Raw genomic sequence first — 22,650 nt, forward strand, 5'->3', positions numbered from 1 at the left:
GGGGTCTGTGGCACCTCTGCCGGACCACGGGTCCCGGTCAGGCTTGACGATGAACGACATGCACGAATCCGCCGACGAACTGATCGCCCGCATGGGGGCGCTTGCCCGCGAGGCCGCGGCCGTGCTGGCGCAGGCCCCCTCCGGGCAGAAGCGGGACGCCCTGCTTGCTGCAGCAGCGGCGATCCGCGAGGCCGATGCCGGGATCATGGAGGCGAACGCCCGCGACCTGTCCCATGCCGCCGAAAAGAACCTGCCGCCCGCGATGGTGGACCGGCTGCGGCTGGACCCTGCCCGCATCGCGGCCATCGCAGAAGGGGTCGCGGCAGTCGCCCGGCAGCCCGATCCGGTCGGCCGGGTGCTGGCCGAATGGGACAGGCCAAGCGGGCTGCATATCCAACGGGTGGCCACCCCCATCGGGGTGCTGGGCGTGATCTACGAAAGCCGCCCGAACGTGACCGCCGATGCCGGCGCCCTGGCGCTGAAATCGGGCAATGCGGTCATCCTGCGGGGCGGGACCGACAGCATCCATTCCTCGGCCGCGATCCACCGCGCCATGGTGCAGGGGCTGCGCGCCGCCGGGCTGCCCGAGAATGCGATCCAGATCGTGCCGATGCGCGACCGCGCCGCCGTGACCGCCATGCTGCGGGCGCAGGGGCTGATCGACGTCATCATCCCGCGCGGCGGCAAGGGGCTGGTCGGGCTGGTCCAGTCCGAGGCGCGGGTGCCCGTCTTCGCCCATCTGGAAGGCATCTGCCACATCTATGCCGACGGCGCCGCCGACGCGGCCAAGGCCCGCCGCGTTGTGCTGAACGCCAAGACCCGGCGCACCGGCATCTGCGGGGCGGCCGAATGCCTGCTGATCGACCGCGCCTTCCGCGACAGGCATGGCGACGTGCTGCTCCGCGACCTTCTGGACGCGGGCGTCGAGGTGCGGGCCGATGGCGAGCTGGCCGACCTCCCCGGCACCCTGCCCGCCCGCCCCGAGGATTTCGGGCGCGAGTTCCTGGACAGCATCATCGCCGTGCGGCTGGTGGACGGGGTGGACGAGGCGATCGACCATATCCGCCGTCATGGCTCGGGCCATACCGAGGCGATCCTGACGGAAGACGACGCCACGGCGGACCGCTTCTTCCGCGGGCTCGATTCCGCCATCCTGATGCGGAACGCCTCGACCCAGTTCGCGGACGGGGGCGAGTTCGGGATGGGCGCCGAGATCGGCATCGCCACCGGCAAGCTGCACGCCCGCGGCCCCGTGGGGGCCGAGCAACTGACCAGCTTCAAGTATCTCGTGACCGGAGACGGGACGATCCGGGGCTGAACGGGCTCAGAAGCCGAGCGCCGCGCCTTCTGCATCCAGCGACCAGGCGATCGGGCGGCCGTGTTCGGCGGCCAGGGTTCCCAACATGGCGAAATGCACTTCGGAGGGCGCGGGCGCCGGATGCGGACCCTTGGCCGGTTCCAGCGACTGCCACAGCCCCGGTTCCGCCCGCATGCGCGAGGCCTGCCCCCGCATGCGCCATCCTGCGCCTTCGCGTATGACGGTCACGTTTCCGCCCCAGGGCATCGCCGTATCCATGCACATCAGCGACAGAAGCAGCATCCGCGCCTCGATCCGCGAGGTGTCGCCCCCCGCCTCGACGGCGATGGTCAGGCGCGCACCCCGGGCGTAATCATGGGCAAGCTGGGCAATTTCCATCACGGCCACGCGATGGTCGGGGGGGGCGTGACCGAAGGCCATCCGGTAAAGCCGCACCCGCGCCCGGGCGGCGCGCACGCTTTCGCCGATCAGCGTCAGTTCGGGAGAATTGGCGATGCCGGAATGTTCGCCCGACATTTCCAGCAACTCGACACCATTACCGATGGCGCCAAGCGGCGACACGAGATCATGGCACAAGCGGGCCGCGACAAGGCCGGCCAGTTCTGCGCCCGTTGCAGGGCCGGTTTGCCTCAACGGGATTGTGACGTAGGTCATCGTCCGGTAGCCTTGAGGCCCAAACCTCGCGAAAGGGCGCGGATGACTGTCGAGATCCTCGAACCCGGCATGCTGGTCAGGAACCGTGCCGCACCGGAATGGGGCGTGGGACAGGTGCAGTCGCGGATCGGCGGCAAGGTGACGATAAACTTCCCTGAAATGGGCAAGCTCGTGCTGGATGGGCGCCAAATCGAACTGGAATTGGTCAATCACGTCTCCTGACAATGTATTCAAGATTGCGCTCATGAAGTCGTTACAACTGCTCATTGAGTCAAGCGGATTTCCGCCGCTCGTGTGCCCTGTATTGTTCAGGCAACATTCCTGTCCTTTCACTGTGTCGGAAAAGCCACGATGAAGACTGATCCTGGCTGGCTGGCCGTGCGCCTTGGTGGGGACGACAGTGATCTGCGGGCGGCCCAGCGGTTGCGGTATCGCGTCTTCGTGCAAGAGCTTGGCGGCGACGGGCCGATGGTCGATCACGAGGCGGGGCTGGAACGGGACGAGTTCGATGCCATGGTCGATCACCTGATGCTGGTTGACACCCGGCGCGATCCTGCGGCGGGCGATCACGTCATCGGCGCCTACCGCCTGCTTCGCAGCGACGTGGCCGAGCGGTTCGGCCGCTATTATTCCGAAAGCGAATATGACCTGTCGCCGCTGAAGGCGTCCGGCCGGCGGCTGGTGGAACTCGGCCGGTCCTGCGTGGACCCGGCGTTCCGCGGCGGCTCGGGAATGTTCCTGCTGTGGAATGCGCTGGCGGATTATGTCCTGGACAACCGGATCGACATCCTGTTCGGCGTCGCGAGCTTTCACGGCACCGATGTCGCGCCGCTGGCGCAGGCGCTGTCATGGCTGCATCACAGGCACCTTGCCCCCCCCGAATTGCGCCCCGTGGCACGCCCGCCGCATTTCCAGCGCATGGACCTGGTGGCGCCGGAAAGCCTGAACCGCCAGGCGGCGATTGCAGCCATGCCCGCCCTGATCAAGGCCTATCTGCGACTGGGCGGGGTCGTCGGCGAGGGCGCATGGCTCGACCACGATTTCAACACGACGGACGTGTTCCTGTTGATGGATACCGCCGCAATGTCCGACCGGCACCGGCGCTATTACCAGGACCGCTGGCAGGGCGCATGACCAGCCCGCGCGATGCCGAGGACAGGCCCACGCGCCGCGCCGGCACATGGCGCGGCAAGCCGCCGCTTGCGGCCCCGCGCCCCTCACCGCTGGGCTGGGTGCTTGTTCTTCTGCGGGGCAGCGCGGTGCTGTCGGTCCTGCTGGCCGGCGTGCTGCTGATCCTGCCGCTGCGGGCGGCGGAATGCCTTGCCGCCGGTCGCCGTCGGCCTGTGACGGGCCCCTGGGTGCAGGGTGTCTGCCGGCTGTGCCTGTGGTGCTTGGGGTTCAGGTGGCGCAGGCTCGGGCAGCCGATGAAGGGTCCGGGCGCAATAGTCGCGAACCACTCAAGCTGGCTCGACATCTTCGCGCTGAACGCGGCGGCCCCGGTGTTCTTCGTCAGCAAGGCCGAGGTCGCGGGCTGGCCCGGCATCAACATCCTGACCCGCGTGACGGATACGCATTTCGTCACCCGCGACCCCCGCCTTGCCCGCGCGCAGGCGGCCGAGTTCACGGAACGCACCGCGCTGGGGCACCGGCTGCTGTTCTTTCCCGAAGGCACCAGCACCGACGGCCGGCGGGTTCTTCCGTTCAAGCCGACGCTGTTCCAAGCCTTTTTCGATCCCGCCCTGCCGAATGGGCTGGCGATCCAGCCGGTGAGCGTGCGCTACGAGGCGCCCCCCGGACGCGATCCGCGCTTTTACGGGTGGTGGGGCGACATGGACCTGGCCCCGCATCTCCTGGCCGTGCTGGCAGAGCCGAGGCAGGGCCGGATCACCGTGACCCTGCATCCCCCCGTCCCGGTCGCGGGCCGCGACCGCAAGTCCCTGGCTGCCGAGGCCGAGCAGGCCGTCCGCACCGGCTTCGGCGCCTGAGTAGCGCACCCCGCCCGTGGCGCGTCCTTCCATTCCCCAGGAAAGAGAACACCATCAAACCGGGGGACCGGACGGCTAGAGCGGCCAGATCAGCGGGATCGTCAGGCAGGCCACGATCCCCGTCACGATGTCCAGCGGGATGCCCAGCCGCATGAAGTCGGTGAACTTGTAGCCGCCCGGCCCGTAGACCATCATGTGCGTCTGATAGCCGATGGGCGTCGCGAAGGCGACCGAGGCCGAGAACATGACCGCCACCACGAAGGCGCGGGGGTCGTGGCCAAGCTGCAGGGCAAGCTCGATGGCGATGGGGGTCAGGATCACGGCCACGGCGTTGTTCGACAGGATCTCGGTCATGACGAGGCCGAGGAAATAGACCGCGATCAGCGTACAGAAGGGGCTGAGACCCGACAGCATCGGCGCCACCGCATCCACGATCAGGTTGACCGCACCGGTCGCGTCCAGCGCCTCGCCGATCACCAGCATGGCGAAGATCAGGGCCAGCAGCCGCGCCTCGACGAAGCCGAAGGCCTCGTCGGCATCGACGCAGCGGGTGATCAGGATGATGGCCGAGGCGAGGAACGCCAGCCCCATGATCGGCGCCACGTCCAGCGCGGCCAGCAGCACCACGCCCAGAAGGGCGGCGGTGGCGATGGGCGCATGGCGGCGGCGGAAGGGCTTGGTGGTCGGATGCGACACGTCCACGAGATCCATGTCGGCGGCAAGCCGGGCGATGTCCTCGGGCGCGCCTTCCAGCAGCAGCGTGTCGCCGACCCGGATCTCCAGATCGTCAAGCTGCCGGCCGATGTTCTGGTTCCGCCGGTGCGCGGCGATGGGATAGATGCCATAGCGGCGGCGCAGCCGCAGATCGCCCAGCCGCCGCCCGATCATCCGCGCGCCGGGCGAGATCAGCACCTCGACCGTTTCGGTCTGCACCGAGGACAGCTTGTCCAGCGCGCGCAGGTCCTTGTCCTGCTGCATTTCCAGCAGGTCGGCCATTCCCGAGCGCAGCACCACCCTGTCGCCCGCCTCAAGCACGACCTCGCCCATCTGGCGACGGAGCGAGGCGTCCCCCCGCAGCACGTCGATGACCCGCACATCCTCGCGCTTGAAGGTCTTCACCTCGGCGATGTTCATGCCGACGAGATTGCTGTCCTGGGGGATGGCGATCTCGGTGAAATACTTCATCTGCGTCCTGTCGGTCAGGAAGGACGACATCGAGCCGCGCTCGGGCAGCAGGCGCCAGCCGACCAGCCCGATGAAGGCGGCCCCCGCCGCCGTGACGGCAAGACCGACGGGGGCGATGTCGAAGATGCCGAAGGGCTCCATCCCGCGCGCGCGGACGACGCCGTCCACCAGCAGGTTCGTCGAGGTCCCGATCAGCGTGATCATGCCGCCCATCACGGTGAAGTAGCTCAACGGCATCAGCAGCTTGGACGCGGAAATGCCGGCCTTGCGGGCGACCTGGATGACGATGGGGATCATCACCGCCACGACCGGCGTGTTGTTCATGATCGCCGAAGCCACGCAGACAAAGGCGAACATCCCCGCGATGGTCATCAGCGGGTGGGTGTCGGCGCGGGCCGATACCAGCCGGCTCAACCGGTCCAGTGCGCCGGTCCGCAGCAGCCCGCCCATGATGATGAACATGAAGGCGATGGTCCAGGGCGCGCTGTTCGACAGGACGCCGACCGAGTCCTCGTAGGGCGCCAGCCCCAACACCAGCATCAGCGCGGCCACCCCCACGGCGATCACCTCGGGCGGGTGGCGTTCGCGCACGAACAGCACGAACATCCCGGCGATGATGACAAGGGTGACGATGGCGGCGGTGCTGCCGGTCAGTTCGATTCCGAACATGCGGGGAACCTCGTTTCTGGGTATGCCGGTCGGCTGCCGGGGCGAGGGGTGCCCGATTTGCGCAGCAAGCGCAAGGAAAGCCCGGGCTGCGCCGTCAGGCGGGGGCCTGCATCAGCCGCCCGCCGTCGCGTACGGGCTCGACCGCCGTGGCAAGCCCGCTGCGGTCGTCGGTGACGACAAGGACGCCCGACAGCGTTGCCTCGCCCTCGGCGGGGCTGAAGCGTTCGCGCCCCATGCCGGTCAGGAAGCGGCGCATCGGCTCGGCCTTGTCCATGCCGATGACGCTGTCATAGTCGCCGCACATGCCCGCATCGGACTGATAGGCGGTGCCGCGCGGCAGAACCTGGGTGTCGGCGGTCGGCACATGGGTGTGGGTGCCGACCACGAGGCTGGCGCGGCCGTCGCAGTAATGCCCCATCGCCATCTTCTCGCTGGTGGCCTCGGCATGGAAATCCACCACCGCCGCCTGCACCAGCCCGCCCGGGGGATGCGCCCGCAGCACTCGGTCCACGGCGCTGAAGGGATCGTCGAAGGGACGCTTCATGAACACCTGCCCCAGCGCCTGCAGGACCAGCACCTTGCGCCCGCGGGCGTCCTCGAAGACCCGGTGGCCGCGGCCAGGCGCCTCGCGCGCATAGTTCAGGGGCCGCAGGACGCGCGGCTCATCCTCGACAAAGGACAGCATGTCCTTCTGGTCGAAGGCATGGTCGCCCAGCGTGATGCAATCGGCGCCCGCGTCCAGGATCAGCCGCGCGTGCGGCGCGGTCAGGCCCATGCCGCCGCTGGCATTCTCGCCGTTGACGATGGTGAAGTCGGCCTTCAGCCGCGCCTTCAGCCCGGCAAGCCGCTCGGTGATCGCCCGCCGCCCGGCCCGGCCCATCACGTCGCCCAGAAAAAGGATTCGCATGGGGCAGGGTTACGCTGCAGGCGGGAACGCATCAAGCGCCGCTTTCCGCTTCGCAGGAAATCCATGCGGCCTGCATGCAGCCAGTGGAAGCTGCCGCGCGGCGGGGCTATCGACATCGGCATGAGCCCCCATGATTCCCCCCGCGGTCTGGCCTTCGGCATCGGCGCCTACCTGATCTGGGGCGTGATCCCCCTGTATCTGCACGGCCTTGCCCATGTGTCGCCGGCCGAGGTGATCGCGCACCGGGTCCTGTGGTCGCTGCCCATCGCGCTGGTCGTGCTGGGGCACCATGGGCAGTTCGGGACTGTCATCGCCACCCTGCGCCAGCCGCGCCTGGTCGCAATGGCAGCCGTGACGGCGGCGCTGATCTCGCTCAACTGGCTGGTCTATGTCTGGGCGATCGCGAACGGCCAGACGATTGAGGCGGCGCTGGGCTATTACATCAACCCCCTGTTCAACGTGCTGCTGGGTTGGACGCTGCTGGGTGAGCGGCTGACGCGGCCGCAACTGGCCGCGATCTCGCTGGCGGCGCTGGCCGTGGCGCTGCTGACGATCGCGGCAGGCGGGCTGCCTGTGGTCGCGCTGTCGCTGACGCTGAGCTGGGGCATCTACGCTTATTGCAAGCGCCGCCTGCCCCTGCCCCCGAACGAGGGCTTCACGGTCGAGGTGCTGCTGCTGTTTCCCTTTGCCGCAGCCTATGTGCTGTGGCTGGCCTTCACGGGGCAGAATCACTTCGGCACCAACGCCCATGACACGCTGCTGCTGGCCGGGACCGGGCTGATCACCGCCGTGCCGCTGATGCTTTATGCCAATGGCGCCAAGCTGCTGCGGCTGTCCACGATGGGCGTGCTGCAGTATCTCGCGCCGACAATGGTGTTCCTGACCGCCGTCCTGGTCTTCCGCGAACCCTTTGAAGGGGTGCGGCTGATCGCCTTTCCGCTGATCTGGGTCGCGCTGGTGCTTTACACCGCGACGCTGATCCCGCGCCGCGCCTGAGGATCACCCACGACGGTCGCGCAGGCCCGCCCGCAGCCGGGGCCTGATCCGCGCGGCGTCGAACAGCGCGCTGACCGCCGCCTCGGCGACAAGGCCCACGACGGCGCCCGCCACCACATCCGCAAGATGGTGCTTGGCGCGGGGCACCTGCACCAATCCGACGATGCCCGCCGCCGCCAGCATCGGCCCGCCCGCATTCGGGGCGACCCGGCCGATGGCGCGGGCCGCCGCCACTGCATCCGCCGTATGCCCCGAGGGGAAGGAATTGTAATCCGGCTCATCGGGGCCGTTCACGCCGGTCTCGTAATGGCCTTCCTCCAGCAGCTTGTAGGGGCGGGTCCGCACCACGGCGGACTTGATCCGCGACTTGATCTGCGTCGCCACCCACAGCGAGGCCAACGCCCGCAGCCCGCCCTCGGCCAGCCGCGAGCGTCCGCTGACAAGCCCCGCAACCGTCGCCACGGCCGCGAGGGTGAAGGCAGGGGGCTGGTCGGCGATCTCGCTGAGGAAACCCGCCGCCTCGACGGCGGCGTGGTCGCGGAACTGCCCTGCCTCGACGGACAGGGCAACGTCTGCTTCATGCAGGGTGTCGATGATGCTGTCGCTCATGGCGGACGAACACCCGACAAGGCCGAGTGGTTGCCGCCGGCCGAGGAAATCGCGCGCTCACTCCACCGTCACGGACTTCGCGAGGTTGCGCGGCTGGTCCACGTCCGTGCCCTTGGCGACCGCCGTGTGATAGGCGAGGAACTGCATCGGCACCGCGTAGACGATGGGCGCAAAGACCCCTGCGCCTGCAGGCATGGTCAGCGTGGCCCGGGCGCCCTCGCCCCCCGCCTCGATCCCCTCGGCGTCCGACACCAGCAGCACTTGGCCATGCCGCGCCATGACCTCCTGCATGTTCGAGACGGTTTTCTCGAACAGGGAGTCGCTGGGCGCGATCACGACAACCGGCACGTTGCGGTCGATCAGCGCGATCGGCCCGTGCTTGAGTTCACCCGAGGCGTAACCTTCCGCGTGGATGTAGCTGATTTCCTTCAGCTTCAGCGCACCTTCCAGCGCGATCGGGAACAGCGCCCCACGGCCCAGAAACAGCACGTCCTGCGCCTCGGAAAGCCAATCGGCCAAGCGGCGGCAGTCGTCACTGGCACCCACCGCCTGTGCGACCAAGGCGGGAACGGAGAGCAGGTCGTCCAGATGCGCCGACAGGTCCTGCGGCGACAGCACCCCCCGGTCGGATGCCGCCTTGAGCGCCAGCACCGCAAGCACCGCCAACTGGCAGGTGAAGGCCTTGGTCGAGGCCACGCCCACCTCGACCCCGGCAAGGATCGGCAGCGCGATGTCGGCGTCCCGCGCGATGGCCGAGGTGCCGACGTTCACCACCCCCAGCGTCTTCGCAACCTTGCCCTTGCAGTAGTGCAACGCCGCCAGAGTGTCCGCCGTCTCGCCCGACTGGCTGACGAAGACCGCCCAGCTTTGCGGCGACAGCGGCGGCTCGCGATAGCGGAACTCGGAGGCGACATCCACGTCGCAGGGCAGGCCCGCGATCCGCTCGAACCAGTATTTCGCCACATAGGCCGCGTAATAGGCCGTGCCGCAGCCAACCAGCGTCAGCCGGTCCACCTGTGCGAAATCAAGGCTGTCGGGCAGCACGATCCGCCCGTCCTTGACGTAATGGCCCAGCGCATCGCCCAGCACCACCGGCTGCTGGGCGATCTCCTTCGCCATGAAATGGCGGTAGCCGCCCTTGTCTATGGCGGTGGCCCCCACGTCGATGCGGGCGGTGTCGCGGCTGGTCTGCCGGTTCTCGCGGTCGAAGATCGCCGCACCTGCGCGGGTGATGACGACATGATCGCCGTCTTCCAGATAGGTGATCCGGTCGGTGAAGGGCGCCAGCGCAATGGCGTCCGAGCCGAGGAACATTTCCCCATCCCCATGCCCCAGCGCCAGCGGGCTGCCCTTGCGGGCGCCGATCATCAGGTCGGCCTCGCCCTCGAACAGGAAGGCCAGCGCGAAGGCGCCCTGCAGGCGGGCCAGCGTGGCGCGGACGGCCTCGACTGGCGTCATCCCCTGCGCCATGTGGTGGCCTGTCAGCAGCGCGACCGTCTCGGTGTCGGTGTCGGTCTGCGCGGCGATGCCATGGGCGGCGAGGTCGGCGCGCAGCTCGCGGAAGTTCTCGATGATGCCGTTATGGACGACGGCGATGGGACCGTGCTTGTGCGGGTGGGCGTTTCCTTCCGTCGCGGCGCCATGGGTGGCCCAGCGGGTATGGCCGATGCCGGCATGGCCTTCCAGCGGGTCCAGCACCAGCAGGTCCGACAGGTTCACCAGCTTGCCCACGGCGCGGCGATGGTCCAGCCGCCCCTCGCCGTCCACGGTCGCCACGCCCGCGCTGTCATAGCCGCGGTATTCCAGCCGGCGCAGCGCCTCGACCAGTTGCGGCGCCACCTGGTTCCTGCCGAGTATCCCGATGATCCCGCACATTATGCTTTCCCCTTCGCTGCCCGAAGCGCCTGCATGATCCTTGCGGCAAGTCCCGGCTTCGTCACCTGCCGGGCGCGTCCCAAGGCCAAGGCGTCGTCCGGCACGTCGGCCGTGATGACCGATCCCGAGCCGGTCATTGCCCGCGCGCCCACCCGCACCGGCGCGACCAGCATCGTGTCCGAGCCGATGAAGGCATCCGCCCCGATCACCGTGCGGTGCTTGCCGACGCCGTCGTAATTGCAGGTCACGGTGCCCGCCCCGATGTTGGTGCGCTCGCCGATCTCGGCATCGCCCAGATAGGTCAGGTGGCCGACCTTGACGCCCTCGGCCAGAACCGAGTTCTTCACTTCGACGAAGTTGCCGACATGGACATCGCCCCCCAGTTCCGCGCCGGGGCGCAGGCGGGCGAAGGGACCAACGGTGGCACCCGCCGAGACATGGCAGCCCTCAAGGTGGCAGAAGGGCAGGATCTCGGCACCGCTTTCGACGGTGACGCCGGGGCCAAAGACGACGTTCTGGCCGATGACCGCGTCGCGGCCGATGACGGTATCAGGCGCGAACCAGACCGTCGCCGGGTCGGCCATGGTGACGCCATTCTCAAGGGCCTCGGCGCGGAGGCGGGACTGAAAGGCGGCCTCGGCTGCGGCGAGTTCGGCGCGAGTGTTGATACCCAGCGTTTCGGCCTCGTCACAGGTCACGACCGCAGCATCGCGTCCCTCGGCGCGGGCGAGGCCCACAACGTCAGTCAGGTAATATTCGCCCGCCGCGTTGTCGTTCCCCAGCCGCCCGACAAGATCGCGCAGCAGGTCCGCCTCCACCGCCATCACGCCCGAGTTGCACAGCCGGATCGCCCGCGTCGCCTCGTCGGCCTCCTTGAACTCCACGATGCGATCGAGGCTGTCACCTTTTGTGACCAGTCGGCCATAGCGGCCCGGATCAGCGGCCTCAAAGCCAAGAACGACCACATCCGCCGGGTGGCTGACCAGAGCGGCCAGTGTTTCCTCGCCAATGAAGGGGGTGTCGCCGTAAAGGACGACCACCTTGCCGTCGAAGCCCTCCAGCAGCGGCAGGGCCTGCGCCACGGCATGGCCGGTGCCGAGCTGTTCGGGCTGGATCGCGATCCGCGCCTCGGGGTTCAGCCTGCCCACAGCTTTCGTCACCGCCTCGGCCCCATGGCCCGCCACGACGATCACCCGCTCGGGGTCGAGGCTGCGGCCGGCGGCCAGCGCGTGCCCGACCAGCGGCACGCCCCCCAGCCGGTGCAGGACCTTGGGCAGATCCGACAGCATCCTGCTGCCCTGCCCCGCCGCAAGCACGATCAGCGCAACCGCACGTTCCGTCATCCGCCCCTCGCTTCATTGATCTTTGCGGGCCTTCTAGCTAGGCGCAGCGGGAACGGGAAGGGCCGCAGCGGTCACAGAACTTGTCGAAAGGTTACGGAAACATGGCGCAGGGCGGACGCGGCACGGTGGTCTTCGATCTGGACGGGACGCTGGCCGACACGTCGGCCGACCTGATTGCGGCGGCCAATGCCTGTTTCGAAAGCCGCGGGCTGGGCCGCCTGCTGGACCCCGCGGCGGATGCGGGGATCGCCTTTCACGGCGGCCGCGCCATGCTGCGCGCGGGCTATGCGCGGATGCCGGCCGACAGGCTGCTGCCGCCCGAGGCGGAGGAAGTCGATTTTCCCCGGCTTCTCGAATTCTATGACGGTTGCCTTGCCGATTCGACCCGCCTTTACGACGGCGCCGAACAGGCCATGACGGCGCTTGCGGCCCAAGGCTACAGGCTGGCGATCTGCACCAACAAGCCATCGGCCTTGGCCGAGAAGCTCCTGTCCGTCCTGAAGGTGCGCGAATATTTCACCGGCATGATCGGCGCCGACAGCCTGCCGGTCCGCAAGCCCGACCCCCGCCCCTATGTGGCCGCGGTCGAGCAAGCCGGCGGCGATGTCCGGCACTCGTTCCTGCTGGGCGACACCGAGACGGACGTGAAGACCGCGCGCGCCGCGGGCGTGCCGGTGGCCCTTGTCGGCTTCGGGCCGGAAGGCGCGGCTATCTCGCGGCTGGCGCCGGATCATGTTCTCGATGGATTCGAGGCGCTGCCAGCCTTGGCGCGATCCTGGCTGGGGTAAGGGGGGCGCTGCCACCTGCGGGGGGCATCTTCGCAGCGGCCTTTCCGATCGAACACAGGCCGCCAGACCGTTTTCCGGTTTCAGGCGGCAAGCACCGCGGCAAGTTCGGCCCGCAGCTCTGCGGCCGCAGTCCGGTCGGGTGCACCCCGGCGCGCAAGCGCGGCCTCGGCGCGGGCCATGGCCTGATGGGTCATGGACCCGGCGGCTTCGGCGACCTGCGCGAGCCCGGCGCGGCTGAGGTTGCAGGCCAGCACGAGGTCGCAGCCCGCGGCGATGGCGGCAGAGGCGCGTTCCGCCGGGGTGCCGGTTAGGGCGTTCATGCCGATGTCATCGCTCATCAGCAGGCCCTGAAAGCCGATCCGCTCGCGGATCAGCCGGATCGCGGCGGGCGAGGCGGTGGCGGGCCGGTCGTCCAGTTCCGTCAGCCGGATATGCGCGGTCATGCCCATGGGCAGGTCGTTCAGCGCCCGGAACGGGGCAAAGTCGGTGGCGTCGAGTTCATCCAGCGGCACGTCCAGCACCGGCAGGTCATGGTGGCTGTCCACCCGCGTCCGGCCATGGCCCGGCAGGTGCTTGACGATCGGCAGCACGCCCGCGGCAAGCAACCCGTCCGCCGCGGCCCGGCCCAGCAGGGACACGGCTTCCGGGTCCGTGCCGAAGCAGCGGTTCTTCAGAAACGAATGGGTGGCGGCATCCGCGATGTCGAGGCAGGGGGCAGCGTCCGCGTCGATGCCGACGGCGCGCAGTTCCTGCCCCATCAGCCGGTGGCGCAGTTCGACCGCCCGGCGGCCGTCGGCGGCGCTTTCCATCGCGGGCGGCCATTCGGTCCAGTGCGGCGGACGCAGGCGCTGGACGCGGCCGCCCTCCTGATCGACCATCACCACCGCCTCGCGTCCGACGGCCTCGCGCAGGTCGCCGGTCAGGCGGCGCAACTGGCCGGGGTGATCGACGTTGCGGGCAAAGAGGATGAAGCCCCAGGGATCAGCGTCCCGCAGAAAGGCGCGCTCATCTGCGCCAAGCGTCAGCCCCTCGACCCCCAGAATGGTGGCGCCATGCGCCTTTGCCCCGCCTGTCCGGGACGAGGCGGTTCCAGCAAGGCTCACTGCGCCGCCGCGGGAATGCAGTCGGTGCCGGCGGCGATCAGCGCGGCGCAGAACCTGCGGGCCTCGTCGCGGGTTTCGAAGCCCGCGATGCGCAGCCGGTAGAAGGTGCGGCCGCCGGCCTTGTGCTGCTGCACCACCGGGGCTTTCCCGGCAAAGAGGTCGCCATAGCGGCCGGACACGCGGCCCCATTCGCTTTGTGCGATGGCGTCGCTGTCAAAGGCACCGATCTGGACCAGCGGTGAACCGGAGGCGACCCGCGGCGCCTCGACCGGTGCGGCCTCTGCCAGGAGAGGCGCCTCGACCATAGCGGCGGGCGGCGAGGCCGCTGCCGGCGCCGCGAGCGCGGCAACGACACGGGGACGCGGCGCGGGACGGGTCGGCGTCGTCACCGAGGGCAGTGCCCCGGCCTCGGCCAGCGCGGCGGTGATGGCGGTGTCCGTGGTGGGTTCGCCATTCACATCCGTGACGGCGGCGGCGACCGAAACCGCATCCGCTTCGGAGGGGGCGACGGCCGGCACCCCGGCGGCAGCGGCGGCAGCTGCTTCCTCCTCGGCCTCGATCCGGGCAAGGCGCGCGGCCTCGGTATCGGACATGGCCACGACCGGGACGGTGTTTTCCTCGACCACCTCGTCGGTGACCGGGGCCTCGCGCGCCGTGACGCCCAGTTCGCCCATGGCGACGTCCTGGCCGCTCAGCGCGGTCGGCGCGGGCGCGATCGCCACGCGTTCAAGCGGCACCCTTTCGGTCCCGGCGGCCACGTCGTTGACGGCAAAGCCCGAGCGGTCGGACAGCATCCCGCCCGGCTCGTCGGGGGCGATCCGGCCCTCGCCCTCGACCGCGCGGATGACGGGAACGCCAGACACGTCGCGCACAACAAGCTGATAGCCCCAGATCATCAGGCTGATCATCAGGACGACCGACACGAGCGCGCCAAGGTAATGCGTCAGCCGCGCGACCCGGCCCAGCACGCTGTCGCGGTCGCTGAGCGGCACACCGTCCGCGATCACGGCGCGGTGCGCATCGTCCCAATCCTCGTCCCATTCATGCGACCGAAAGGACGCGTCGGGCTGGCCGCGCCCATGAGGTCCGCGTGCGTCGTCATACCCGCCGGAGCGGAAATCCACCACCGTCATCGTATCCTGTCCTGCCTGTTCCGGGTAAACCCCGGTTTTCATTGCCGCTCAACGTTCCGGCCGGATGCGTCTTCGGTCAGCGCATTTCCTTGGCCGGCGTGACGCCCAAGATAGTCAAACCAGCCGAAATGACAACGCCGACTGCGCGGGCAAGCGCGATTTTCGGCGCTGTTGCGGCGATGTCACCATCCTGGACGAAACGCAGCGTCGCCTCGTCGTTGCCGCGGTTCCACAAGGCATGCAGGTCCGACGCGAGGTCGTAAAGGTAGAAGGCGATCCGGTGCGGCTCATGCGCGCGGGCGGCGATTTCCACGGTGCGGGGCCATTCGGCGATCCGGCGCGCCAAGGCCTGCGCGGCCGGGTGTTCCAGATCCGAGACCGCCCGCGTCAGCGCGGCGTCCGAGATGTCCACACCCATGTCGCCCGCCCGGCGCAGCACGCTGTTGATGCGGGCGCTGGCATACTGGACATACCAGACCGGGTTGTCCTTGGACTGTTCCAGCACGCGATCGAAGTCGAAATCCAGCGCCGCGTCGTTCTTGCGCGTCAGCATGTGGAAGCGGGTGACGTCGCGGCCCGCCTGTTCCACCACGTCGCGCAGGGTGACGAAGGTCCCGGCCCGCTTGGACATCTTGAACGGCTCGCCGTTCTTCCACAGCTTGACCAGCTGGATCAGCTTGACATCCAGCGGCACCCGGCCGTTCGACAGGGCCGAGACCGCCGCCTGCATCCGCTTGACATAGCCGCCATGGTCGGCCCCGAAAATATCGATCAACTGGTCGAAGCCCCGGTCGATCTTGTCCCAGTGATAGGCGATGTCGGGGGCGAAATAGGTCCAGGAGCCGTCCGACTTCTTCACCGGCCGGTCCACGTCGTCGCCATGGGCGCTGGACCGGAACAGGGTCTGCTTGCGCGGTTCCCAATCGTCGGGGGTCTTGCCCTTGGGCGGCTCAAGCGTGCCTTCGTAGATCAAGCCTGCGGCCCGCAGCCGGTCGATGGCGGCCTCGATCCGGCCGGTGCCGTAAAGCGCCTTTTCCGAGGAATAGACGTCCATGCGGATGCCCAGCAGCGCCAGATCCTCGCGGATCATGTCCATCATCGCCTCGGTGGCGAAGTCGCGCACCTCGGCCAGCCAGACGGATTCGGGGCGGTCGAGCAGGCTGTCGCCATGGCGCACCTTCAGCGCCTCGCCCACCGGGATCAGGTAGTCGCCGGGATAGAGACCCTCGGCGATCTGGGGTTCAAGCCCATGCGCCTCGCGGTAGCGTTCATAGGCGGAACGGGCCAGCACATCGACCTGCGCGCCGCCGTCGTTGATGTAGTATTCACGGGTCACGTCCTCGCCCGCGAACTGCAGCAGGTTCGCCAGCGCGTCACCGAAGACGGCGCCGCGCATGTGGCCGACGTGCATGGGACCCGTGGGGTTGGCGCTGACGAACTCGACGTTGACGCGCGGGCCGTTCCCCGCAGGGACGCGGCCATAGTCGCCGGGGGCGGACAGGGCCGCGCGCAGCACCTCGGCCCAGGTGCCGGGGACAAGGCGCAGGTTCAGGAAGCCCGGCCCCGCGACCTCGGCGCTTGCGATGCGGGGATCGCCGGTCAGGCGGGCGGCCAGCAGGTCGGCGATCTCGCGCGGCTTCATCCGCGCGGGTTTTGCCAGCACCATCGCGGCGTTCGTGGCCATGTCGCCATGGGCGGCGTCGCGCGGGGGTTCCACCGCGACGGCGGCGAAGTCCAGGCCGGCGGGCAGCCTGCCCTGTTCGGTCATGTCGGTCAGCGCCTGGATCACCAGCGCGCGGATATCGGCGAAGATATTCATGGGTCTCTCATTCTGTCCGTCCTGCGATAGCGAAGCCGCCTGCCCGCCGCAACCGCGCCGGGAAATGAACGCCCCGCCCGGGCGCAACTTGACACCATCGCAGCAGGCCCCCACCTGCATCCGATCGCGCTTTTCATTGACCTGCGGCCGGTTCTGCGGTAGTTGCGCGAGGCCCGCATCCGGCGGGCAACCGAGGGGCGCATGGAAGGCCGCGTCCCGCATATCGCGCGAACTCGCGCGTCGGACAGCGACACCTCCTTTCGAAAGACGCCTATGACCAAATTCTCCGATCTCAAGCTCGACCCCAAGGTGCTGCAGGCGATTGCCGAGGCGGGCTATGAGAATCCGACGCCGATCCAGGCGGGCGCCATCCCGCCTGCGCTGGAAGGCCGCGATGTGCTGGGCATCGCCCAGACCGGCACCGGCAAGACGGCGGGCTTCGTGCTGCCGATGATCACCCTGCTGGGCCGCGGTCGGGCGCGGGCGCGGATGCCGCGTTCGCTGGTCCTTTGCCCCACCCGTGAACTGGCCGCGCAGGTGGCCGAGAACTTCGACACCTATGCCAAGCACACCAGGCTGACCAAGGCGCTGCTGATCGGCGGCGTGTCCTTTGGCGAACAGGACAAGCTGATCGACCGCGGCGTCGATGTGCTGATCGCGACCCCCGGCCGCCTGCTGGACCATTTCGAACGCGGCAAGCTGCTGCTGACCGGCGTGCAGATCATGGTCGTGGACGAGGCCGACCGGATGCTCGACATGGGCTTCATCCCGGATATCGAACGCATCTTCCAGTTGACCCCGTTTACCCGGCAGACGCTGTTCTTCAGCGCCACCATGGCGCCCGAGATCGAACGGATCACCAACACCTTCCTGCACGCCCCCGAGCGGATCGAGGTCGCGCGCCAGGCGACGGCCAGCGAAACGATCACCCAGAAGCTGGTCGAGATCACCCCCACCCGCCGGGATCAAAGCGCCAAGCAGAAGCGCGAGCTGCTGCGGGCCCTGATCGACGCCGAGGGCGAAAGCCTCAAGAACGCCATCATCTTCTGCAACCGCAAGACCGACGTGGACATCGTCGCCAAGTCGCTGAAGGCGCATGGCTATGACGCAGCCCCCATCCACGGCGATCTGGACCAGCGCGTCCGCACCGCGACACTGGACGGCTTCCGCGAAGGGACGCTGCGGTTCCTCGTGGCCTCGGACGTGGCGGCGCGGGGGCTGGATATCCCGGCGGTCAGCCATGTCATCAACTTCGACCTGCCGAGCCATGCCGAGGACTATGTCCACCGCATCGGCCGCACCGGCCGGGCGGGGCGCGAGGGCACGGCCATTTCCATCGGCACACCCTCGGACGAAAAATACCTGACCGCCATCGAGACGCTGGTGAAGCAGACCCTGCCCCGCGTCCCGGGGCCTGAAGGCTTCCAGCTTTCCGACGCGGCCCAGAAACCGCCTCGCCCCGCGTCCGAGCGCGGCAACCAGCGTGGAGCGCCGACCCGCACGCGCGCTCGCCGCAGTCCGGCGCGGGAGGAGCCGGCCAGGGAAAAGGCGGAGGTGATCGAAAGCCCCGTGCCCCAGGAACCCAAGGCCGGCAGCGCTGGCGAAAGCCGCAAACCCGCAGGCAACGGCGCCCGCGAGGAACGCGAGGACCGCGGCCGCGACCGCCGGGACGAGCGGCGCGAGCCTGCGCGCGAGGAACGCCGCGACGACAGGCGCCCCCGCGACCGGGGTCCGGCGGTGACGGGCATGGGCGATCATACGCCCGACTTCCTGCTGACCAGCTTCAACGACGCCCTGGTCGTGACCGAGGCCCGCATGACCAGTGCGGCGCAGCGCCACGAGGACGCGCCGCGCGAACAGGCAAGTGCTGCAGAATCCGATGGGCAAGATGCAGCCGCGTCTGGCAAGGCCGACGGGAATGGTGAGGCCGAGACGACTGCGCCCTCCAAGCGCACGCGGTCACGCCGCAGCCGTTCGGGTCGGGCCGTGAAAGAGCAGGCGGCCGACGATCAGGCGCTTGACGCGGTTGTGGAAAGCGCGGAGCCGGTCGAGGCGGTGGATGACGCAGGGGCCGAGGCCGCGGTGCCCAAGATTGCGGTTGAAGGCGAAGTTGCCGCAGATGCCCCGGCGCAGGACGCCCCGTCGGAAGCGGCTCAGCCCGAGGGTGACGCAGAAGCCCCGCCGGCCAAGGCCAAGCCTGCAAAGCAGGCCAAGCTTGCCGCGAAGCCCCGTGCAACCCGAAGCCGCCGCAAGCCTGCCAAGGCCGACCCAAGCGTCGAAGAAGCCGGAGCCGCCGAGGCCCCGCAGCCCGAAGCGCCTGCCGGGTCTTCCGAAACCCCCGCAGCCGAAGAAGGGCGGGACGCAGGCTCCGGAGAGGTCACGGCCCTGAACATCGACGAGGCCGCAAACCCGCCGGACATCGGGTCAGCCCCGGAAGCATCCGCCGATAGCCGGGATGCGCGGGCAGAGCAGGAAGATGGCTACCCCGACGCGGCAGCAGGCGTTCCGATGGAAGGTTCGGCCCGCGCGGACATCGACCAAGAAGGCGACGCTGCTGCTTCTGGCCTGCAGACCGTTCAGGGCGACCAGCCCGAGCCGGATGCAGACCAGACCGAAGCGGACCGGGTCTCGGACTCGGCCCCGCAAGCCTGACGGAAGGAATGCAGCCGGCCGGCGCGCCGCTTGCCAAAACCGTTGCGCGCCCCGGCGGGACCGTGATGGCCGGGCGGATTGCGACCGACTTCGCCATCGGCGTCATTGCCGCCATGGGCCAGGCGCCGTGGGGGCTGTGGCCGCTGACGGTGCTTGCGCTGGCCGCCATGCTGTGGCGTCTGTCGGGGGTGGCCTCTGCCCGCGGGGCGGGCTTGCGGGCGCTGGCTTTCGGCGCGGGGCATTTCGCCTTGGCGCTGTTCTGGATCACCCAGCCGTTCCTTGTCGAAGCCGAGATCTACGGCTGGATGTCGCCCTTTGCCCTGATCCTCATGGCGCTGGGGGGCGGGCTGTTCTGGGCGGTTCCGGCATGGATCGCGCATCGGTCGGGCCGGGACCGGCGCAGCCGCGCGCCAGCCCTGGCGCTGGCGATCCTGATCTCTGACTGGCTGCGGGGCTGGATCTTCACCGGCTTTCCCTGGGCGCTGACCGGCCATGTCTGGATCGACACGCCAGCCGGGCAGATCGCGGCATGGTTCGGGGCCATGGGACTTTCGGCGCTGACCATGGGCGCGGCGCTGCTGATCGTCCTTGGGACGCGGCCCTCGCGCTCCCCGAACGGGCCGGCAGCCCTGCTTCCCGGCCTCGCCAATGCGGCGATGCTGATCGGGGCGGCATGGTTCGCGGGCCTTGCGCGGCTGAACCAGTCCCTGCCCGCCGACCAGCCCCGGATCATCCGTCTGGTCCAGCCGAACGCCGACCAGACCCTGAAGTGGCACCCCCAGTGGGCGCCCATCTTCTACGAACGCCTGACCAGCCTCTCGGCGCTGCCGCTCAAGCCCGAACTCGGGACCGGGGGGCCGGATGCCGTTGTCTGGCCCGAAACGGCCGTGCCCTTCCTGCTGGAGGACGCCGGGCCGATGCTGGCCGACATCGCCGCGGCTTCAGGCGCCGCCACGATCACCGGCATCCAGCGCAGCGAAGGCTCGGCCTGGTTCAACAGCCTGGCCGAGTTCACCGCCGACGCCCGCATCGGCGCGGTCTACGACAAGTTCCACCTTGTCCCCTTCGGCGAATACATCCCTTGGGGCGATGCACTGGCGCGCTTCGGCATCACCGCCTTCGCGGCGCAATACGGCAACGGCTACAGTTCAGGCCCCGGCCCGCAGGTGCTGGCGCTGGACGGCCTGCCGCCCTTCCAGCCGATGATCTGCTACGAGACGATCTTCGAACGTCACCTCCTGCGCGGCCATCGCCCCGAGTGGATCCTGCAGATTACCAACGACGCCTGGTTCGGCACCTGGTCCGGTCCCTACCAGCATCTGGCGCAGGCGCGGCTGCGGGCGATCCAGTCGGGTCTGCCGGTGCTGCGCTCGGCCAATACCGGCATCTCGGCTGTGATCGACGCCCGCGGACAGATCCGGGCCGTTCTGCCGCTGGATCAGGCCGGCATCATCGACGCGCGGCTGCCGGGCGCCCTGACACCGACCCTGTGGTGGCGCTGGGGCGATGCGCCGATGCTGACGCTGATGGCAATGGCGCTCGGTTGGCTTGCCATCGCCCGCAGGCGCAGGCATTGACTCGACCGGGCCGCTCGCGTAGGCCCACGCATGACCCCCACAACGGCTTCCTGGCGTGGCACGGTCTTGATCCCAATGGAGCGTTCATGTCCCGTCAGAACTACGTCTTCACCTCCGAGTCCGTCTCGGAGGGTCATCCCGACAAATTGTGCGACCAGATTTCTGACGCGGTTCTCGACGCGCTGCTGGCCGAGGAACCCGAGGCCCGCGTCGCCTGCGAGGCTTTCGCCACCACCGCGACCGTGGTGATCGGCGGCGAGATCGGCCTGAAGGACGAGGGCCGGCTGGCCGAGGTCATGGGCGACGTCCCCGAGATCGCCCGCGGCGTCATCCGCGACATCGGCTACGAGCAGGAAAAGTTCCACTGGAACACCTGCCACGTCCTGAACTTCCTGCACGAACAGTCCGCCCATATCTGGGGCGGGGTCCAGACCGGCGGCGCGGGCGACCAGGGGATCATGTTCGGCTATGCAGTGAACGAGACGCCGGAACTGATGCCGGCGCCGATCCAGTATGCCCATGCGATCCTGCGCCGGCTGGCCGAGGCGCGCAAGTCGGGCGCGGAACCGACGCTCGGCCCCGACGCCAAGTCGCAGCTTTCCCTGCGCTACGAGGATGGCAAACCCGTCGAGGTCACGCAGATCGTCGTCAGCCACCAGCACAGGGAAGAGGCGCAGACCTCGGACGACATCCGCGCCATCGTGGAACCCTATGTGCGCGAAGTGCTGCCCCAGGGCTGGCTGACGGAAAACACCGTCTGGCACGTCAACCCGACCGGCACCTTCGTGATCGGCGGCCCTGACGGGGATGCGGGGCTGACCGGGCGCAAGATCATCGTGGACACCTATGGCGGCGCGGCCCCGCACGGCGGCGGCGCGTTTTCCGGCAAGGACCCGACCAAGGTGGACCGCTCGGCGGCTTACGCAGCGCGCTATCTGGCCAAGAACGTGGTCGCGGCCGGGCTGGCGGATCGCTGCGTGATCCAGCTCAGCTACGCGATCGGGGTCGCGGCGCCGCTGTCGATCTATGCCGACAGCTTCGGCACCGGCAAGATCTCCGACGCGGAAATCGAGCGCGCGGTGGGCGAGGTCATGGACCTGACCCCCAAGGGCATCCGCGACAAACTGGACCTGTGCCGCCCGATCTATCGCCGCACCGCCGCCTACGGCCATTTCGGCCGTGCACCCGAGGCGGATGGGGGCTTCAGTTGGGAACGCACCGATCTGGCCGAGGCGCTGAAGAAGGCGGTCTGATCATCTCGGTAATCGAAGTGGTCCGCGGGAGCTTCCAGCGGACCATGGAGCGCTTTTCATGCCGGGAAGATGTCAGGCCACCAGCTTGGCCGACACCAGAACGCCGAACTGGCCGAAGGTTATTCGCTGTAGCCGTAGTCCCATACAAGGTTCTCGACAGGTGGGAACTTGCGCGGCAGGTTGCGCGGATCGAACGGAAGTCCATCGAGGATTGCTTCCTCGACAGGCTGATCAAGACACCCATGCTGTGTCGAATAGAAGTAACATATCTTCAAATACCTCCTCAGCACGGCGAGGCTCGGGAACGTGAAGTACCGTTGATGCCACGCCATCAGCTCTTGGTTTCCACGGCTTGTATTGCATCGCGGGCAAGAGCGCACCTGATTGAGCGGGATGTTGTGACCCTTCAGTCTGCTTCTTGGTATTAGATGATCCCAATGATAGGTCGGGGCAATGCAGCCGAGGTGTGCGCAGATCGGCTGCGCGTCTTGCGCCAGCGCATCATCCCGATCGAGGCTGCTGATGTTCTTTCTTCGCTTCCGAAAATCCGACATCGTGATATTGGCGGCTTTAGTCCGGCCGTCTGGATAGGGGTTTGGCTTTCCAGCCTTTGCACTTACCATCATGCGCCGCGTGACCACCAACATGGAATATGTACACAGGATGTGATCCTCAACGGTATGCAGCTTGCGTTGGGCTTTGGGACTGCTCCACTCCCATCTGGTTGGCACGAGCATGTCTTTCCCTCTTGTTTTCCTTCTTACCAGGATAGTCCGGCATACGC

The 22,650-nt window shown here is 68.5% G+C and carries 19 protein-coding genes and 1 riboswitch; of the genes, 9 read left to right on the top strand and 10 right to left on the bottom strand.

From position 1 onward, the window contains the following. Positions 1–58: 58 nt before the first annotated feature. Positions 59–1,318, top strand: coding sequence for a glutamate-5-semialdehyde dehydrogenase (locus tag JGR78_RS07795; protein WP_370576410.1), 1,260 nt, complete (start codon positions 59–61; stop codon positions 1,316–1,318). A 6-nt stretch (positions 1,319–1,324) separates the two neighbouring features. Here JGR78_RS07795 and JGR78_RS07800 read toward each other — a convergent pair whose 3' ends face one another. Further along, positions 1,325–1,972 carry a histidine phosphotransferase family protein gene (locus tag JGR78_RS07800; RefSeq protein WP_182791937.1) on the bottom strand — a complete coding sequence of 216 codons (648 nt, stop codon included), beginning with the start codon at positions 1,970–1,972 and terminating at the stop codon, positions 1,325–1,327. A gap of 42 nt (positions 1,973–2,014) precedes the next feature. Between JGR78_RS07800 and JGR78_RS07805 the strand changes: the two genes are divergently transcribed. The 3 genes from JGR78_RS07805 to JGR78_RS07815 all read left to right on the top strand — a co-directional run bounded on the left by JGR78_RS07805 (position 2,015) and on the right by JGR78_RS07815 (position 3,957). Then, on the top strand, positions 2,015–2,194 hold the full coding sequence (locus JGR78_RS07805; protein WP_182791936.1) for a DUF3553 domain-containing protein: 180 nt from the start codon (positions 2,015–2,017) through the stop codon (positions 2,192–2,194). Between the two features lie 129 nt (positions 2,195–2,323). After that, entirely contained in the window at positions 2,324–3,106 is a 783-nt protein-coding gene (locus JGR78_RS07810; RefSeq protein WP_182804826.1) for a GNAT family N-acetyltransferase, read from the top strand. Beyond that, on the top strand, positions 3,103–3,957 hold the full coding sequence (locus JGR78_RS07815) for a 1-acyl-sn-glycerol-3-phosphate acyltransferase (RefSeq protein WP_182804828.1): 855 nt from the start codon (positions 3,103–3,105) through the stop codon (positions 3,955–3,957). The genes JGR78_RS07810 and JGR78_RS07815 overlap by 4 nt, the downstream gene beginning before the upstream one ends. 75 nt (positions 3,958–4,032) lie before the next feature. Here the strand turns inward: JGR78_RS07815 and JGR78_RS07820 are convergent, their stop codons facing one another. Beyond that, positions 4,033–5,811 (bottom strand): SLC13 family permease, encoded by a 1,779-nt coding sequence (locus JGR78_RS07820; protein ID WP_182804830.1) that lies wholly within the window; start codon positions 5,809–5,811, stop codon positions 4,033–4,035. 94 nt (positions 5,812–5,905) lie between these two features. Continuing rightward, complete coding sequence (locus JGR78_RS07825; RefSeq protein ID WP_182804832.1) at positions 5,906–6,718, bottom strand: TIGR00282 family metallophosphoesterase; 813 nt, start codon at positions 6,716–6,718, stop codon at positions 5,906–5,908. 120 nt (positions 6,719–6,838) lie between these two features. Here JGR78_RS07825 and rarD point away from each other — a divergent pair, with 120 nt between their 5' ends. Continuing rightward, positions 6,839–7,714 (top strand): EamA family transporter RarD, encoded by an 876-nt coding sequence (rarD, locus tag JGR78_RS07830; protein ID WP_182804887.1) that lies wholly within the window; start codon positions 6,839–6,841, stop codon positions 7,712–7,714. Between the two features lie 3 nt (positions 7,715–7,717). On the opposite strand, the gene JGR78_RS07835 is transcribed toward rarD, so the two are convergent. From JGR78_RS07835 to glmU, 3 genes are read right to left on the bottom strand one after another with little or no spacing between them, the layout of a single operon-like run. Continuing rightward, positions 7,718–8,323 (bottom strand): phosphatase PAP2 family protein, encoded by a 606-nt coding sequence (locus JGR78_RS07835; RefSeq protein ID WP_182804834.1) that lies wholly within the window; start codon positions 8,321–8,323, stop codon positions 7,718–7,720. A gap of 57 nt (positions 8,324–8,380) precedes the next feature. Further along, positions 8,381–10,198: a glutamine--fructose-6-phosphate transaminase (isomerizing) gene (glmS, locus tag JGR78_RS07840; protein WP_182804836.1), complete on the bottom strand. Its 1,818-nt coding sequence runs from the start codon at positions 10,196–10,198 to the stop codon at positions 8,381–8,383. After that, positions 10,198–11,541: a bifunctional UDP-N-acetylglucosamine diphosphorylase/glucosamine-1-phosphate N-acetyltransferase GlmU gene (glmU, locus tag JGR78_RS07845; protein WP_182804838.1), complete on the bottom strand. Its 1,344-nt coding sequence runs from the start codon at positions 11,539–11,541 to the stop codon at positions 10,198–10,200. The genes glmS and glmU overlap by 1 nt, the downstream gene beginning before the upstream one ends. 101 nt (positions 11,542–11,642) lie before the next feature. Between glmU and JGR78_RS07850 the strand changes: the two genes are divergently transcribed. Beyond that, a complete protein-coding gene (locus tag JGR78_RS07850; protein WP_182791928.1) occupies positions 11,643–12,329 on the top strand; it encodes an HAD-IA family hydrolase in 687 nt (228 codons plus the stop codon). Positions 12,330–12,409: 80 nt separating this feature from the next. On the opposite strand, the gene nagZ is transcribed toward JGR78_RS07850, so the two are convergent. The 3 genes from nagZ to argS all read right to left on the bottom strand — a co-directional run bounded on the left by nagZ (position 12,410) and on the right by argS (position 16,384). Continuing rightward, complete coding sequence (gene nagZ, locus JGR78_RS07855; protein ID WP_182804840.1) at positions 12,410–13,432, bottom strand: beta-N-acetylhexosaminidase; 1,023 nt, start codon at positions 13,430–13,432, stop codon at positions 12,410–12,412. Further along, positions 13,429–14,565 (bottom strand): SPOR domain-containing protein, encoded by a 1,137-nt coding sequence (locus JGR78_RS07860; protein WP_182804842.1) that lies wholly within the window; start codon positions 14,563–14,565, stop codon positions 13,429–13,431. Before JGR78_RS07860 ends, nagZ begins: the two co-directional genes overlap by 4 nt. Before the next feature lie 76 nt (positions 14,566–14,641). Then, positions 14,642–16,384, bottom strand: coding sequence for an arginine--tRNA ligase (argS, locus tag JGR78_RS07865; RefSeq protein WP_182804844.1), 1,743 nt, complete (start codon positions 16,382–16,384; stop codon positions 14,642–14,644). 273 nt (positions 16,385–16,657) lie between these two features. Here argS and JGR78_RS18615 point away from each other — a divergent pair, with 273 nt between their 5' ends. The 3 genes from JGR78_RS18615 (at position 16,658) to metK (ending at position 21,866) form a co-directional block, all read left to right on the top strand. Continuing rightward, positions 16,658–19,036: a DEAD/DEAH box helicase gene (locus JGR78_RS18615; protein ID WP_182804846.1), complete on the top strand. Its 2,379-nt coding sequence runs from the start codon at positions 16,658–16,660 to the stop codon at positions 19,034–19,036. Positions 19,037–19,044: 8 nt separating this feature from the next. Next, positions 19,045–20,613: an apolipoprotein N-acyltransferase gene (gene lnt / locus JGR78_RS07875; RefSeq protein ID WP_234450918.1), complete on the top strand. Its 1,569-nt coding sequence runs from the start codon at positions 19,045–19,047 to the stop codon at positions 20,611–20,613. Between the two features lie 31 nt (positions 20,614–20,644). Further along, a riboswitch (SAM-SAH riboswitch) is annotated at positions 20,645–20,696 on the top strand. A gap of 3 nt (positions 20,697–20,699) precedes the next feature. Continuing rightward, on the top strand, positions 20,700–21,866 hold the full coding sequence (gene metK, locus JGR78_RS07880; RefSeq protein ID WP_182804851.1) for a methionine adenosyltransferase: 1,167 nt from the start codon (positions 20,700–20,702) through the stop codon (positions 21,864–21,866). A gap of 119 nt (positions 21,867–21,985) precedes the next feature. Here the strand turns inward: metK and JGR78_RS07885 are convergent, their stop codons facing one another. Further along, positions 21,986–22,603 (bottom strand): HNH endonuclease, encoded by a 618-nt coding sequence (locus JGR78_RS07885; RefSeq protein WP_182791922.1) that lies wholly within the window; start codon positions 22,601–22,603, stop codon positions 21,986–21,988. Positions 22,604–22,650: the final 47 nt, after the last annotated feature.

This window comes from Paracoccus sp. MC1862 (genome assembly GCF_016617715.1).
Taxonomy (GTDB): Bacteria; Pseudomonadota; Alphaproteobacteria; order Rhodobacterales; family Rhodobacteraceae; genus Paracoccus.

What these genes read in the sequence shown, in the direction of transcription:
- JGR78_RS07795 (WP_370576410.1), top strand. Translation starts at nt 59, where the DNA reads ATGCACGAATCCGCCGACGAACTGATCGCCCGCATGGGGGCGCTTGCC.
- JGR78_RS07800 (WP_182791937.1), bottom strand. Translation starts at nt 1,972, where the DNA reads ATGACCTACGTCACAATCCCGTTGAGGCAAACCGGCCCTGCAACGGGC.
- JGR78_RS07805 (WP_182791936.1), top strand. Translation starts at nt 2,015, where the DNA reads ATGACTGTCGAGATCCTCGAACCCGGCATGCTGGTCAGGAACCGTGCC.
- JGR78_RS07810 (WP_182804826.1), top strand. Translation starts at nt 2,324, where the DNA reads ATGAAGACTGATCCTGGCTGGCTGGCCGTGCGCCTTGGTGGGGACGAC.
- JGR78_RS07815 (WP_182804828.1), top strand. Translation starts at nt 3,103, where the DNA reads ATGACCAGCCCGCGCGATGCCGAGGACAGGCCCACGCGCCGCGCCGGC.
- JGR78_RS07820 (WP_182804830.1), bottom strand. Translation starts at nt 5,811, where the DNA reads ATGTTCGGAATCGAACTGACCGGCAGCACCGCCGCCATCGTCACCCTT.
- JGR78_RS07825 (WP_182804832.1), bottom strand. Translation starts at nt 6,718, where the DNA reads ATGCGAATCCTTTTTCTGGGCGACGTGATGGGCCGGGCCGGGCGGCGG.
- rarD (WP_182804887.1), top strand. Translation starts at nt 6,839, where the DNA reads ATGAGCCCCCATGATTCCCCCCGCGGTCTGGCCTTCGGCATCGGCGCC.
- JGR78_RS07835 (WP_182804834.1), bottom strand. Translation starts at nt 8,323, where the DNA reads ATGAGCGACAGCATCATCGACACCCTGCATGAAGCAGACGTTGCCCTG.
- glmS (WP_182804836.1), bottom strand. Translation starts at nt 10,198, where the DNA reads ATGTGCGGGATCATCGGGATACTCGGCAGGAACCAGGTGGCGCCGCAA.
- glmU (WP_182804838.1), bottom strand. Translation starts at nt 11,541, where the DNA reads ATGACGGAACGTGCGGTTGCGCTGATCGTGCTTGCGGCGGGGCAGGGC.
- JGR78_RS07850 (WP_182791928.1), top strand. Translation starts at nt 11,643, where the DNA reads ATGGCGCAGGGCGGACGCGGCACGGTGGTCTTCGATCTGGACGGGACG.
- JGR78_RS07860 (WP_182804842.1), bottom strand. Translation starts at nt 14,565, where the DNA reads ATGACGGTGGTGGATTTCCGCTCCGGCGGGTATGACGACGCACGCGGA.
- argS (WP_182804844.1), bottom strand. Translation starts at nt 16,384, where the DNA reads ATGAATATCTTCGCCGATATCCGCGCGCTGGTGATCCAGGCGCTGACC.
- JGR78_RS18615 (WP_182804846.1), top strand. Translation starts at nt 16,658, where the DNA reads ATGACCAAATTCTCCGATCTCAAGCTCGACCCCAAGGTGCTGCAGGCG.
- lnt (WP_234450918.1), top strand. Translation starts at nt 19,045, where the DNA reads ATGCAGCCGGCCGGCGCGCCGCTTGCCAAAACCGTTGCGCGCCCCGGC.
- metK (WP_182804851.1), top strand. Translation starts at nt 20,700, where the DNA reads ATGTCCCGTCAGAACTACGTCTTCACCTCCGAGTCCGTCTCGGAGGGT.
- JGR78_RS07885 (WP_182791922.1), bottom strand. Translation starts at nt 22,603, where the DNA reads ATGCTCGTGCCAACCAGATGGGAGTGGAGCAGTCCCAAAGCCCAACGC.